This window comes from Acinetobacter sp. V110_1 (assembly GCF_031798975.1).
GTDB classification, from domain to species: Bacteria; Pseudomonadota; Gammaproteobacteria; order Pseudomonadales; family Moraxellaceae; genus Acinetobacter; species Acinetobacter nosocomialis_A.
Window position 1 is genome coordinate 1,031,993 of record NZ_JAVQNN010000030.1, and the last position, 12,486, is coordinate 1,044,478.

The following is a 12,486-nucleotide window of genomic DNA, read 5'->3' on the forward strand; positions in this document are numbered from 1 at the left end:
TACCTCTAAAAGGTGCACTTTTTTGTTCTTTTTATATCGCTAATCTATAGAAACTTATTTAAGGCTTTAGGGAACTAAAAATTTATAGCGCTAATTAAACTGATAGTTTTGTTTTATAAATTTCTTCTGCACGCTAATATTTCCAATAAAATTAGCTAGCCATAAAATAAATTCATCTCGATACTCAAAGCGTGGAAGCAGACTTAAGTCAACTTTTATCTCTCTTTCAGAAAGAGGCTTACTTAAACATTCTTCGAAATCAATTTTGCTATATTTTAACTTTAAATTGATTTGCTCAGCTTCTTTTCTAATTTCCGCCATAACCCTATTGAGATTTGTCACAGGGTTATCCGTAATCTGGTACTTTTCATAAATATTTGCGTAAACATTTTCAGCAATATCTAAATATTTAATGAGTTCAGCATTCTCATTCATCTCGTCATCTTCCTATTTTTTTGAAAATTATGTACGAGTAAATGTTTCTATACGTAATTTAAGCGTATTTTTATGTGAAAAATATTTTAATAAAAATAACAATATAATCTTTAACTTACTATTTTTTAAATCATTATTATTTCTTTATAGAACATTTCCATATTTTCTGACATTTTTAATCTATATAATCAAGATTTCTAAAGCAAAAAAACCGCCCCAGAAGGCGGTAGCTGAATTTTATCAGCGAGATATAGAAGTATGGTGGATGAATACTTCTATATTTTATGAGGATATTTTATTGTTCTTAATATAGTCCTCAGATTTAAAGTAATTAATGATCATCTCTGCATTTTCTTCTTTAGCTGGTTCAGCAGCAACAGGAATCTCGGCTTTATCAATTCTAAAGCCTTTCGGAATATAGTTTGAAATTGGAGGCAACTTTTCTTTACCTCCAATTGTCATTCGCTCAATGAAACCAGCAAGCCATAAAATAAACTCACCTTCATTTTGAAACTTTGGCATCAGACTTAAATCAATATGAACTGACTTTTCTTTATTAAATTGATTTAAGTATTCTTCAAAATTTATAAAATTGTACTTCAGTTTGAACTCAGTACCTTTAATTGCTTTACGAATTAAGCTAATTAAACAGTTTAAATTTTGAATGGTGTCTTCTGTAAATAAATTGTCTTTTTTAATTTCCTTGTATACTTTATCTGCTATAGCTAAATACTTTGGCATTTCTTCCTCCTCAATATTCTTATAAACAATTGAAAATAAAAAAATTCATAGTTTGATTATGAAGAATTAATTGTAATGGAGTGAAAACAAATTTGATTTCAATGTAAAAACTATCTGTATTATGTAAAATGGCACCAAAATGAACCACAAAAAAATTAAAATTCCGTTAACTGATCCGCAATTTTATTTAATAATTCTAACCAATTAGAAATATTTCCTTTCAATTGTAAATGATTGTTTTTCAACAGCTAGTTCAATATAATATTTTTATAAATCAATAGGAAACCCATTTTTATATTTTTTCTACTGAAAATTAGACTTAAGATCCCTAACGTCTTTCGATTTACAAATTTAAAGAAAAACTTAATTAAAGAGTAATTTATAACACTTCTTCATCTGTTATATTTTTTTGAAAAAATTCTGTATCTATGATTACACATTGTATTTCTTCATGATAGTAAACATCTAGACACGAGGTAGCTAACATGAATTTTTTAAGAAAGAAAAATAAAGCTAGTTTTGTATTATTTATTATCACACTCTATTCAATGCTAGGGTTTGGTTTGGGTTACATTATTTGGGAATATTTCTTGCAAATTCCATAATTTAAACTAGATACTCATATAAAAACAGCTTTGATTATGAACCAGTATAAGTAATTATATGCTTCATTCTTAGGGCATTAAATGACTTATTAAGTATAAAAAGTACCTTTCAAAATATAAGTTATCTCCAAATTGAAAGGTACTTGGTTATCAGTTAAAGCTATGCCTAGCAATCTCAGCATTAATCTCGAGACTTATTTCTTTACTACGATGATAAGCTGCTCTCAAAGCCAGCCGGATATCATCGGAAAGGTTTCCTAGTTCAAACATTCGTAAAGCAGATTCGGTAATTCCATTAGCCAGTGTCACCTTCCCGCATAGTTCACTTGGCTGAACGTTACTTTTACGGACCATGTCTACGGCACCTGAGGCTGCTTGTAGTGCGAGATCTAAAGCGAACTGCTTATCTAGCCCCATTGAAACACCTGTTTTGACCATACTGTCGAGAATATAAAAGAAGTACGCTGGGCCTGAACCTGATAAAGCAATAATGGCATCACTTTCCGATTCTGAGTTTGCCCAATAGGTCTTCCCTGTTGCTGAGTAAATTGTCTCAACTACTTCTTTATCTAAAGGCTCTAGATATTCTGAACCAATCAGCACATGGGTACCCGTATAAGTTAATACTGGTGGGTTAGAAATGACTCTTATAATCTTTTTTGAACCCGTAATACTTACTAGTTGTTTAATATTAACCCCAGCCATCATCGATACTATTGTTTTATCAGCTAGCCATTTTTTTAATGGCGCCAGTATAGCTTTTAGGTTTTTTGGGTCTAGTAATAGAACAACGATATCAGCCTTTTTTACCTCATGCTGTTTTTGCTTTAGAATAATTTCATTATCAAACTTTACTTCCTCTATAAGATTAATTTTTTCTTTTTGGAATCCTTTTAAAACCAAACCTCCAATTAAAGCTAAAGACAAATTACTGCTGCCAATAAAGCAAATATTAGGTTGTACTATATTCAACATTTAGAATTATTTCCTTCCTTTAGATATACTACAAAAAGAAATATTATTTATGACTTAAGTCATGGACCGTTAATACAATAAAAATTTAATAAATTTTTATGAATGTTAAGTTTAATTTTACAACAAAATCATATTTTGAGCTAAGATTACCCTATTACTTATGACGTTATGAATAACAAATTAATCTAAATTGTTAAAAATATGTAATTAAAAATTATTTTTAGCTTATCTGATTTAAGCATTATAGTTGCCAAGCTTAAAGTGTTTTTATTTAACATTCACTTAACGATCTTTGCTCTTTTTTTAAGAAACTCTCGGCTATTCGTGATGCTTCTTGAAAATTGATTTCACTGCACACCCAAAATGACAAAAGCTTTCCATTTAAATGAAAGTATTGCTTATGGTACTCAGTGACATCATCTGAATGAGGGTTTCCAACACAGAAACAATTTTCATTATTTTTTCTTACTTTACCGTTTAAAATACCGCCAATACAAATATCCATTTTTATACCAGTTATAATGTTAACTTATAAAACATAAATTTAATTTTTATATTATATAAAACAAATAATCAACTTATTTAATATTTTATATAAAAAACCCACAAAGGAAAAAGTGGGTTTTTTAACTACGTAGATGATTTCATGTTATTTAATTGAGCAAATCGCCAAAAAATAAACCAAATAAAATCATCAAATTACGTTATTTAAGCATTCGTCACAATTGTGATGTTCGAAGCTTGTGGGCCTTTTTTACCCTGTGTCACAGTAAACTGAACACGCTGACCTTCTAAAAGAACTTTAAAGCCTTGTGTTTGAATCTCAGAAAAATGTGCAAAAACATCTTTACCTTCATCAGATTGAATAAAACCAAAACCTTTAGTTTCATTAAACCATTTTACTGTACCAGTAGTATTAGACATAAATTAATCCTAATTTTTTAAAAACATTATCATTTGTTATTGGGTGAACCAATTGAACTAAAAAATATACACTCTACTTAAATATCTAATAATATACGGAGGATTATAAATAAAACTGCGAAAAGAGAGATTTAGGGTTACATGAATATTTTTGTAGTTAAAGTCGACTATACACGCTTCTTAACGAATTGCAATCTCTATCTTGATTAATTGATTTTTTACTTAATTTAAGACCCTCCATTCTTATCTTGTTCATTGATTTTAAAAAATTATTTACAAGTTATTTTATTGATTTAACATCAATATATTAATTAAATATATCTTATTTTTTACAAGATAAAATTTTGTCTTCTATAGATTTTTAAGCTTTGCTATAAGCTCAAACACTTACTTTTAGGAATAATTAAAATATTTTACTTTTTTATAAAATATACAGACTTGTCTATATACACTTCACCTATTCTACTTTAAAGTACGTGTGCAGCTTAACATGTTGATGATAAACAGGAAGTAACTCCGTGAATGGTCTCTTAGTTTTTATAACCATTGCTTTTCTTACATTATCAAGCCCAGGACCAGGCGTTTTATTTACAGTAACAAATTCAATTAACTATGGTGTCCGTACCGCTTTATTCGGTATTAGCGGTTTAATCATTGGTATGTTCATTATCGCTGTGATTTCTGCAAGTGGAGTCGGGCTTATCATTACCAGTAATCCTACGATCTTCACGGTCTTAAAGTTTATTGGGGCCTTTTACCTTATGTATTTAGGCTATAAAAATTTCATAAAAAAATCCCCAACACAAGATTTACTCGAAACTGAACATGATGAGAAAGGTATAAAGAAATCAAAACTTTTCTATCAAGGATTGTTTGCTTCACTACTTAATCCAAAAACAATTGTCTTTTTCATTGCCCTTTTTCCACAGTTTATTGATATTAAAAAAGAAATATTAAATCAGTTTCTGGTTTTATCTTTAACCTTTTGTTTTATTGGATTTTTGATTCATTTAGTTTATGCCAACTTTTCTTCTATTTTTAAAGAGAAAATGCTTGCCGGAAATAATTTTGCAAAACTGAATAAAGTCAGTGGTTGTATTTTCTTTCTTCTCGCTATTTTACTTATTACTCAATAAAAAGTTTGTACTCCTATAAAAAGCAGAATGGACCAGCTTGTTAAATGTTTTGTAGCCTATATGCTTAAAAACAGCTCTAACAAGTTGGTCTTTTTATAAGTTCACACGGTTAGCAAGCCATCCATAAAAGAACTGCTCATACTTTGGATTTTTCTCGGTAATTGCAATATAGCGTTGGCCTTGCATAATATTCAGAAGACGTACTAATACCCGTTCACCTTCATTACCGCGCTTCTTTATATAGATTGATAAAGCCTGTAATGTAGAGGGTCCATATTCCCCATCCAATTTAAGATCCGCCCAACCTTCTTTCCCTTGCCGGTTTAACAAGTTCAAAGCACGCTGTAGAAGTGGTTTTGTAAAACCAATACCGCAATTTACTCCTGTATCGAGTAGCTCTTCAGCAATGATCGGACTAATCAAATTAACTTGATCAAATCGCGGCTCAAGCCAATATTGGTTCTTATAAATATCTCTTGCGATCTCTAAAGGTAAATCCTTCATTTCACCTTGATATCCATAATTACGTGCAACTGCTTGCGTAATGCCATATTTAGTAGCATGGCCAGAGTCAAGGACGTCATTTACATAACTACCTTCACGTTTTATAAGTGCATCTAAATATTGTTCAATATTCATGGGATTGTCCTCATTTATAAAACTCATTGTTAGGTATTAACTTTGAATATCATCTTTTGCTTTTTTTAAGTCTTTCATTACTTCAACAATGGTTTTCCCTTCTTGTTTATTAATGAAGTTAAATATCCATCTCACAATTGCCCAGCCAGGTAAGCCACAAATAAAGAAGAATCCACCTAAAGTGATCATGCCCCATATATCTGTCACCCATTCATGCAAGTCCCATTTCATGATAATGAATGAGCCACCAGTCAAGCTTGAGACAATAGTGCAAATCAAACCGACTACCCATTCTTGAGGTGAACGAGGAAAACGCATGATTAGAACCACTGCTACGACTAAGCTCACAGCTAAAGCAATCATCATGACCGTACCATAAAGCTTAAAAGCAGAAGCTAGTCCATTTAATGTTAAAAAATTTTCCATAATTTAATCCTGTCTCATACTTAAAATTTGAAAAATAATCTTGATTACTCCATTGTTATTTCTCATATTTTTATAAAAATCTGCTACACAACCACAGTTAGCTTAGCCGTTCTTTTTTCTCTTAAAACTGGCATACATCAATGACTTATCTTTTTTTGACCAAAAAGTTGAGATAACACGCTGCCGTATATCGGAAACTTTTGTGAGCCATTAAATTCTTTGTTAGATTCTTCATGTTCTTGATACCCTTTATCGACGAACATTAAGCCTGATCCACGGAATCGGGCTTTTTTTATTTCATTTTTTGTTTTTGATAGCCGATCTCTACCACTGATTCACTATCGCCATTTTTTATATTCTGTCGTCCAGTGAGGCAGAATAAATATCACTACTTACTAAGCCATTGATAAAAATTAAAAATATACTTAAGTAAAATATTTGATTCGTTCTATCAATGAGTTCTTATAACTGATATTATAACTATAGTTATTATTAGTCAATAACTACAGTTGTTTTACTAGATATAACTTAAGTTATATATTTGTTATAAGTTAGCTGGTGCGATCATTATGGCTCTTAAAGACCGTTTAAAAGATTCAAGGATTAAAGCTAAGAAAACTCAGGCAGAAGTTGCTGAAGCAGTAAAAATGTCTCAGCCTGCTTATCAAGCTTTAGAATCGGGAAAGAACTTAAAATCTGCTTTTCTTCCACTCATTGCACAGTTTTTAGGTGTAGACGCTTATTGGCTCACTACTGGTAACACAGAAGATTCTTTTAGAGAAAGTGATGTATTTAGTCCTACCGTTGTCAGTAGTGATGTAGTAGATCAATATGTGTGGATTGAAGTCGTTGAAGCAAGTTTTTCTTGTGGTACAGGCGAATCAATCGAATTTCATTTTGATGCAATTAATGGAAAAATTCCTTTCCCTGCTTCTTTCTTTAAAGAAAAGCGTGTTCCTCAGGAATGCATGCGCATTATTAAAGCTAAGGGCGATAGCATGACCGATTACATCAAAGATGGAGATTTGGTCGGTATTGATATTTCCCAAACAGAAGTGATTGATGGAGAAATCTATGCAGTTTATTTCGCTGGCGAGGGAATGATTAAACAAATTTTTAAAGAAGCAGATGGCTCTTTAATTTTGCATAGCTTAAATGAAAAATTTAGAGATCGCCGTGTCACTGAAGAGAACGGAAAAAACTTTAAAGTGATGGGCCGTCAGTTCTGGCGGGCCGGTTAATTTAGTTATTAAATATAGTTAAAATAATAATTTCATCGCTTTCATGTAGTTTACTTGTTTATAACTTTAATTATTTATTTTTCCATTAGATATAAAAAAACCTATCTCTTTTAAAAGGGATAGGTTTTTTTGCTTTATTACCATAGTTTTATCAACAATATGTATTTAAACGATAAAGTTGATTAAATCCGGCATAGAAGCTTTTACCATCTTGGTTCAACTCAATTTCTTCACCAGTTTGAAGCTGAATTTTCTTTCCAACCTCTACCCAACGATAGCCATCAAGTGAGTTTTGCTTACGCACATGAGGAATGATCCTCACATTAATTTCATTGCCATTTACGGCTGTGGCAATTTGCCACTCATTTACTATATTCACAATCGTATTCACTCATTACTGAGCTCATGTGATTTGACGGTATTTAATTAGAACGCTAGATTTAAGGTATGGACAATTCGTCTAGAATTTAATATTTAGCTTGATATAGGGTTATTTATAAGCTAATTGCTTTTCATGAGTTCGTATCACGAAAAGTAGTACATCACAGAGCATAATATTTTTGGATGCGGGAGTCGGATTTGAACCAACGACCTTCGGGTTATGAGCCCGACGAGCTACCAGACTGCTCCACCCCGCAATTGGAAGTAAGCTTTATACGCCTATATATTTTATAAAGCAAACTTTATTTTTTAATCGGTTGTAATTATTAACAATTATCTTTTTATTAATTTTTCATTTTAACCATTTAGTCTAAATTAGCATATCAATTTCTAACTTTTAGTTCTTTAAATTGTTGTATTTATTTTAAATAGAACCCGATATTCATAGACATCAATTGCCTTGCTTGGATAGCTTTTATACTATCTAGTTTCATCCAATTATTTATAGTTTATATGTCTGATCCCCAGTTCTCACTCAGCGAATATCTCGGCACTGTGCAGGAAGTGATACGCCTGACATTTGACGAACCGGTATGGGTTAGAGCAGAGATTCGTAATTTAAATATTAAAGGTGGACATTACTATTTAGAGCTTGCAGAGAAAGATGCAGATACGGATAAAGTCATCGCCAGTTGTAAAGCAACCATTTGGAAATTTTCAGCGAGTAAAATTGTTCTTAAGTTTGAACGAGAAACAGGAATTGAGTTAGCAAGTGACTTAAACGTTTTAATTAAAATTAGAGCGCGTTTTGATCCGCAATATGGATTTTCAGTCAATATAGAAGAGATTGACTCAAGTTTTACACTTGGGGAAATTGCAAAACGTTATCAACAAATTGTGGAGCGTTTAACTCAAGAAGGTTTAATTCATAAGAATAAACTTCTCCCTACTCCTTTTGATATTCAAAATGTTTTAGTGATTGCTCCTCAAAATGCTGCAGGTTTGGGGGACTTTAAAAAAGATGCAGATGCCCTTGAGCGAAATGGGGTTTGCCATTTTGTTTATCAAAGTGCCACCTTTCAGGGAAATACGGCTGCCATTAGCCTTATGGAGTCATTGGCAACAGGGTTAAAGCAATGGGCAAATAGTTATAACTTTCCACCCGATCTGATTGTAATTATTCGTGGTGGTGGTGCTGTAAATGACTTAGCTTATTTAAATGATTATGAGCTTGCGGCCCTACTCTGTAAACGTAGCGTACCGATTTGGGTTGGTATCGGACATGAAAAAGACCGTACCATCCTTGATGAGATCGCACACCGTTCGTTTGATACTCCAAGTAAAGTGATTGCGGGTATTCGCAACCATATTGTTGAACGTGTACAAGAAGCTGTAGACAACCTACAAACAATTAAACTTTTGTCTCAACATCAAATTACGACTTATCAAAGTAAGAGTGATCAATATTTACAACATATTAAATCTTCTGCCCAAGGCCAACTTAATTCTGCTCACCAGTTCCTCGAACAAATGAAAGAACGCATTCAATTTGTTTCACAGCAACAGGTTAAATTTTCTTTAACACAAACCGAAGCGCTTATGCGAGAAATTCTTCTGCAAAACCCGAAACAGATTCAAGCCAAAGGCTATGCAATTGTAAGATCTGAAGGCAAAGCAATTCGTTCTGTTCATCAAATCTCAAGCTCGGCCGTTACTATTGAAATGCAAGATGGTGTTATTGAGGCCAATATTACAGAGGTAATTCCTAATGAATGAAAAAGAACTGTCTTTCAAAGAAGGTCATGCCATCTTAAAACGAAATGCTGAATTACTTGAGTCTCAGGAAAGCCCAGATATTGATAATTTAATGAAAATTGTTGAAGAATCGATTAGTGCTTATAAAGCGTGTAAATCTCGAATCGAAGCTGTTCAACAAGCTTTAGATGAAACATTTAAAGAATAATTTGCAATAAAAAAAGCCCATTTCTACTTCTCATTGAAGAAATGGGCTTAGTGAACACCACTTAGTCCTGAAATGCAAAAATGAGGATTAGGTCACATTTTTGCAAAAACATAGTCCCATAACGACTTTCGATGTTCAATATTTTAATTGTGTCTATACGTTAGTTTGGCTTAATTTTCACCATCTAAGGCCCTAAAAACACAAAGTCAACTCATGGTTATTGTTAAATTTAATTTAAGAGTTATTCCTCACTGAATGGACCAACTAGTTTATAAATTTTCCCATCTTTTGGATTTTCATAAAGTAAATCCATGTTGGGTAGAATAATCTCATCATCAATTTCAATATGTTCTACACTTTTATGAAGCTCAAGCACATGGTCATTCATGGGTCTAACTTTTGCCAAAGCAATTAATTCTTTATCAAATTGGTCCTTGATAATTACTTTTAATCTTTTCATAAAAATCTCCTGAAAAATAAATTTTTTAATATAAATAATGGGTTAAGTTTAAAATGAGCTAATCGCAGAATAGCCGATTGGCATGGCAAAGAAAGTTAAAATAAATGCAGCTGTACGTTGTAAATTGCGTTGATTTAACCAAGTTACTTTATTTGAAATAAGGACTGTTCCAAACATAATCCATAAAAAAGCAATTGGAGTAATTAAAGATAAAAAGACAACAATGTGAATAAAATACAAATGCGGATTTTCCCACGCTGCATGTGGAAAAATCGCCGAAGCAAAGAGTAAAGCTTTCGGGTTTAAAAGTGTTGCAAGAAATAAAGCTTTTGGCGTAATGAGTGGTCGGTCTAATTTAATATCTTCAGTGGATGTCATCCAGAGTTTAAAAGCAAGATAAAGGATGAAACCCGCACTGATCAGCTTTAATATGGCTGGAAGCCATGGAATGAAATGAGATACTGACTCAAGTAAAACACCCCAAGAGGTAATTGCGATTAGGTAACCTATTACCTCTGCCGGAATTAACTTAAGTGAATGCTTTACCCCTGCCTGTATGCCAGCCGAGGCTAATAATGTATTTGTTGGTCCTGGAGTCAGCAAAATAGTGACCACAAGCCCAATAAACAAAAATGACACCATAGGCTAAAAACTCGATTGATTACGCTAGGCGAAATATGTCAAAAACAGTCCTATATTGTCGACAAAATCGTTGTAACAAGAAATATTACAAATAATTTTTATTTTTTAAAATTAGTAGCTTATTAAAAAGTGAATCTTGGTTCATTATAATTTATTTAATTTTTAATTTGCAAAATGCGTCACACATTTTTAAAAATACTACTCTAATTTAAAAAATGACTTCTAACTGCATAATGATTTATTTTTTAAAATTAAATCGTTATTTTTGAGTACTTTTCAATCAACTTCTCTTATTTTCCCTCCATCGAAAAGAAATATCATACGCCTTGAAATTGCTAAATTGATCAATATATATACAAGTGAAAATCGTGATTTTACTGAATAGATGTATTGTTCCCCATCAATTCATTAATCGCCGCTTTCATCGAATTAAATAGTTGATGGAGGATGCATGATGAATGCTTATGTTCGCCCACATCCGGATGGTTTTAAATCTTATTTAGGAAAGGATCAGAAAACCGGTCTTTATACAGTACGGGTTGGTTGGACAATATATGAAACGAATGCCAATGGTTCTGTTTTGTATATTGTTAAAGAGGAAAGTAAAATTCCATTGGATGTAGAAAAGTTTAAAACTGACCGTCCCAAAATCTATGATGCACTTTTAAATGAAGTGCAATTTCAACGTAAGAAACAACTAGCTATTGACCTTCAAAAGTCCAATATACCCTCTTATGATCGTAAGGCCTATAAAAAACGGCGCGGCTTTATAAGCTCTTAAAATTATCTAGCAAAGTCAGTAGATACGGAAAAAGCACCCTTGGGTGCTTTTTCGTTTAACGACCAGTCGCAATTAACACAAACAGGCTCAGTATTAATGTACTTAATGATCGTTTGCAGTGTACGTGGACTTCATGCTCAGCTCCGTGAGCGTACTGTTCAATGTTTTCCATTACGTGTGCCCTTAAAGTTCACACTGATAATTTGCCTAATTTTCATTCATTAAAAAATTAGCCAAAAGTATTATATCGAAATAAATTTTATGTCTTGTTTGAAGAGTTTTTTCTTCGTACTTCATCATTTTTCAAAACTTTAATTAGAAAAGTACATGTAACATTCTTATACGAAGTTAATCACTTATTGAGCATTTGTAGACCTTTCATTTCAAAGTGCCCTATAGGAAAAATGATTTTATAAAATGAAAAAAGATAAAAATATTCGGTTTTTTAATAATAGCCTTTCAAAAGGAGAATATTAAAATGAATAGCTCACAAGAACCAACCCCTTCTCTGTTTAGTCAAGCATCTACCTCTATTCAAGCATGCATTGAATGTATGTTTGCTTGTAAACATTGTGCCTCAGCATGTTTACAAGAAGAACATGTGCATATGATGCGTGAATGTATTAAACACTGTTTAACGTGTGTAGAAACCTGTCAGCTATGCACATCTTTAGAGTTAAGACATTCGGAGCTTGCTGAACAAGCTATGCAATTATGTGCCAGTGCATGCCAACTTTGCGCAGCTGAATGTAGTAAACACGAACATGAGCATTGCCAGATTTGTGCAAAAGCATGTTTAGCATGTGCCCAAGCTTGTCAGGCATATCGTGCTTAACTTCTAGTTAGCGTAAAAACCTACGATCTATTCGGCTCGTAGGTTTTAAAAATTTAAAAATTAGAAAATTAAAATTTTAGATGAGATAAATAAATACTTTTCTTTAGGCATAAAAAAAACCCGCATCTTGGGGAAAATGCAGGCTCTTAGATCTCCCACAACGACCATGAGTTCATTATTAAGCTTGAACTTTAAACCGTTGACTCAATGTACCTTTAATAAAAATAAATTGCAATACAGAATAGTCTGTATATTTAAAATATTTTGTTATTTTTACATTACTTTTTCATAAATAGTTTAAA

Annotated in this window: 17 protein-coding genes and 1 tRNA gene; 7 read left to right on the forward strand and 11 right to left on the reverse strand. The window is 32.2% G+C overall.

Annotation, left to right across the window (positions count from 1 at the left end; all coding sequences use genetic code 11):
• Nucleotides 1–90 precede the first annotated feature (90 nt).
• Nucleotides 91–435 (reverse strand): hypothetical protein, encoded by a 345-nt coding sequence (locus RMA95_RS15855; RefSeq protein ID WP_002048765.1) that lies wholly within the window; start codon nt 433–435, stop codon nt 91–93.
• A gap of 282 nt (nt 436–717) precedes the next feature.
• Nucleotides 718–1,176: a hypothetical protein gene (locus tag RMA95_RS15860; protein ID WP_311071813.1), complete on the reverse strand. Its 459-nt coding sequence runs from the start codon at nt 1,174–1,176 to the stop codon at nt 718–720.
• A 485-nt stretch (nt 1,177–1,661) separates the two neighbouring features.
• On the opposite strand from RMA95_RS15860, the gene RMA95_RS15865 reads away from it, so the two are divergent.
• The gene (locus RMA95_RS15865; protein ID WP_263613322.1) at nt 1,662–1,781 is read left to right on the forward strand and encodes a hypothetical protein; all 120 of its coding nucleotides are present in this window, start codon (nt 1,662–1,664) and stop codon (nt 1,779–1,781) included.
• A gap of 150 nt (nt 1,782–1,931) precedes the next feature.
• On the opposite strand, the gene RMA95_RS15870 is transcribed toward RMA95_RS15865, so the two are convergent.
• From RMA95_RS15870 to RMA95_RS15880, 3 genes are all read right to left on the reverse strand, one after another.
• Nucleotides 1,932–2,756 carry a pyrroline-5-carboxylate reductase gene (locus tag RMA95_RS15870; RefSeq protein WP_263613321.1) on the reverse strand — a complete coding sequence of 275 codons (825 nt, stop codon included), beginning with the start codon at nt 2,754–2,756 and terminating at the stop codon, nt 1,932–1,934.
• Nucleotides 2,757–3,027: 271 nt separating this feature from the next.
• Nucleotides 3,028–3,261 (reverse strand): hypothetical protein, encoded by a 234-nt coding sequence (locus RMA95_RS15875; protein ID WP_263613320.1) that lies wholly within the window; start codon nt 3,259–3,261, stop codon nt 3,028–3,030.
• A gap of 203 nt (nt 3,262–3,464) precedes the next feature.
• Nucleotides 3,465–3,680 carry a cold-shock protein gene (locus RMA95_RS15880; RefSeq protein WP_236753953.1) on the reverse strand — a complete coding sequence of 72 codons (216 nt, stop codon included), beginning with the start codon at nt 3,678–3,680 and terminating at the stop codon, nt 3,465–3,467.
• A gap of 518 nt (nt 3,681–4,198) precedes the next feature.
• On the opposite strand from RMA95_RS15880, the gene RMA95_RS15885 reads away from it, so the two are divergent.
• Nucleotides 4,199–4,816 (forward strand): LysE family translocator, encoded by a 618-nt coding sequence (locus tag RMA95_RS15885; protein ID WP_263613319.1) that lies wholly within the window; start codon nt 4,199–4,201, stop codon nt 4,814–4,816.
• A 93-nt stretch (nt 4,817–4,909) separates the two neighbouring features.
• On the opposite strand, the gene RMA95_RS15890 is transcribed toward RMA95_RS15885, so the two are convergent.
• Entirely contained in the window at nt 4,910–5,455 is a 546-nt protein-coding gene (locus RMA95_RS15890) for a glycosyl hydrolase 108 family protein (protein ID WP_311071818.1), read from the reverse strand.
• Nucleotides 5,456–5,491: 36 nt separating this feature from the next.
• Nucleotides 5,492–5,821: a hypothetical protein gene (locus tag RMA95_RS15895; RefSeq protein WP_272480772.1), complete on the reverse strand. Its 330-nt coding sequence runs from the start codon at nt 5,819–5,821 to the stop codon at nt 5,492–5,494.
• A 629-nt stretch (nt 5,822–6,450) separates the two neighbouring features.
• On the opposite strand from RMA95_RS15895, the gene RMA95_RS15900 reads away from it, so the two are divergent.
• Nucleotides 6,451–7,122 carry a LexA family transcriptional regulator gene (locus tag RMA95_RS15900; protein ID WP_002048763.1) on the forward strand — a complete coding sequence of 224 codons (672 nt, stop codon included), beginning with the start codon at nt 6,451–6,453 and terminating at the stop codon, nt 7,120–7,122.
• Nucleotides 7,123–7,273: 151 nt separating this feature from the next.
• On the opposite strand, the gene RMA95_RS15905 is transcribed toward RMA95_RS15900, so the two are convergent.
• A complete protein-coding gene (locus tag RMA95_RS15905; protein WP_025465682.1) occupies nt 7,274–7,504 on the reverse strand; it encodes a hypothetical protein in 231 nt (76 codons plus the stop codon).
• Between the two features lie 179 nt (nt 7,505–7,683).
• Nucleotides 7,684–7,760: transfer RNA gene (locus RMA95_RS15910), tRNA-Met, on the reverse strand.
• A gap of 256 nt (nt 7,761–8,016) precedes the next feature.
• On the opposite strand from RMA95_RS15910, the gene xseA reads away from it, so the two are divergent.
• Complete coding sequence (gene xseA / locus RMA95_RS15915; RefSeq protein WP_311071821.1) at nt 8,017–9,279, forward strand: exodeoxyribonuclease VII large subunit; 1,263 nt, start codon at nt 8,017–8,019, stop codon at nt 9,277–9,279.
• Nucleotides 9,272–9,466: an exodeoxyribonuclease VII small subunit gene (gene xseB, locus RMA95_RS15920; protein ID WP_263613313.1), complete on the forward strand. Its 195-nt coding sequence runs from the start codon at nt 9,272–9,274 to the stop codon at nt 9,464–9,466. The genes xseA and xseB overlap by 8 nt, the downstream gene beginning before the upstream one ends.
• 241 nt (nt 9,467–9,707) lie before the next feature.
• Here the strand turns inward: xseB and RMA95_RS15925 are convergent, their stop codons facing one another.
• Nucleotides 9,708–9,926 (reverse strand): hypothetical protein, encoded by a 219-nt coding sequence (locus RMA95_RS15925; protein ID WP_311071823.1) that lies wholly within the window; start codon nt 9,924–9,926, stop codon nt 9,708–9,710.
• A gap of 48 nt (nt 9,927–9,974) precedes the next feature.
• Nucleotides 9,975–10,568: a LysE family translocator gene (locus RMA95_RS15930; RefSeq protein ID WP_016804773.1), complete on the reverse strand. Its 594-nt coding sequence runs from the start codon at nt 10,566–10,568 to the stop codon at nt 9,975–9,977.
• 451 nt (nt 10,569–11,019) lie between these two features.
• Here RMA95_RS15930 and RMA95_RS15935 point away from each other — a divergent pair, with 451 nt between their 5' ends.
• Nucleotides 11,020–11,349 carry a hypothetical protein gene (locus RMA95_RS15935; RefSeq protein WP_311071824.1) on the forward strand — a complete coding sequence of 110 codons (330 nt, stop codon included), beginning with the start codon at nt 11,020–11,022 and terminating at the stop codon, nt 11,347–11,349.
• A 478-nt stretch (nt 11,350–11,827) separates the two neighbouring features.
• Nucleotides 11,828–12,184: a four-helix bundle copper-binding protein gene (locus RMA95_RS15940; protein WP_263613310.1), complete on the forward strand. Its 357-nt coding sequence runs from the start codon at nt 11,828–11,830 to the stop codon at nt 12,182–12,184.
• The last annotated feature ends 302 nt before the right edge of the window (nt 12,185–12,486 follow it).

Excerpts from the sequence above, each read along its gene's own strand:
- RMA95_RS15865 (WP_263613322.1), top strand. The coding sequence starts at position 1,662 with ATGAATTTTTTAAGAAAGAAAAATAAAGCTAGTTTTGTATTATTTATT.
- xseA (WP_311071821.1), top strand. The coding sequence starts at position 8,017 with ATGTCTGATCCCCAGTTCTCACTCAGCGAATATCTCGGCACTGTGCAG.
- RMA95_RS15930 (WP_016804773.1), bottom strand. The coding sequence starts at position 10,568 with ATGGTGTCATTTTTGTTTATTGGGCTTGTGGTCACTATTTTGCTGACT.
- RMA95_RS15875 (WP_263613320.1), bottom strand. The coding sequence starts at position 3,261 with ATGGATATTTGTATTGGCGGTATTTTAAACGGTAAAGTAAGAAAAAAT.
- xseB (WP_263613313.1), top strand. The coding sequence starts at position 9,272 with ATGAATGAAAAAGAACTGTCTTTCAAAGAAGGTCATGCCATCTTAAAA.
- RMA95_RS15890 (WP_311071818.1), bottom strand. The coding sequence starts at position 5,455 with ATGAATATTGAACAATATTTAGATGCACTTATAAAACGTGAAGGTAGT.
- RMA95_RS15900 (WP_002048763.1), top strand. The coding sequence starts at position 6,451 with ATGGCTCTTAAAGACCGTTTAAAAGATTCAAGGATTAAAGCTAAGAAA.
- RMA95_RS15935 (WP_311071824.1), top strand. The coding sequence starts at position 11,020 with ATGATGAATGCTTATGTTCGCCCACATCCGGATGGTTTTAAATCTTAT.
- RMA95_RS15855 (WP_002048765.1), bottom strand. The coding sequence starts at position 435 with ATGAATGAGAATGCTGAACTCATTAAATATTTAGATATTGCTGAAAAT.
- RMA95_RS15880 (WP_236753953.1), bottom strand. The coding sequence starts at position 3,680 with ATGTCTAATACTACTGGTACAGTAAAATGGTTTAATGAAACTAAAGGT.
- RMA95_RS15870 (WP_263613321.1), bottom strand. The coding sequence starts at position 2,756 with ATGTTGAATATAGTACAACCTAATATTTGCTTTATTGGCAGCAGTAAT.
- RMA95_RS15925 (WP_311071823.1), bottom strand. The coding sequence starts at position 9,926 with ATGAAAAGATTAAAAGTAATTATCAAGGACCAATTTGATAAAGAATTA.
- RMA95_RS15940 (WP_263613310.1), top strand. The coding sequence starts at position 11,828 with ATGAATAGCTCACAAGAACCAACCCCTTCTCTGTTTAGTCAAGCATCT.
- RMA95_RS15895 (WP_272480772.1), bottom strand. The coding sequence starts at position 5,821 with ATGATGATTGCTTTAGCTGTGAGCTTAGTCGTAGCAGTGGTTCTAATC.
- RMA95_RS15860 (WP_311071813.1), bottom strand. The coding sequence starts at position 1,176 with ATGCCAAAGTATTTAGCTATAGCAGATAAAGTATACAAGGAAATTAAA.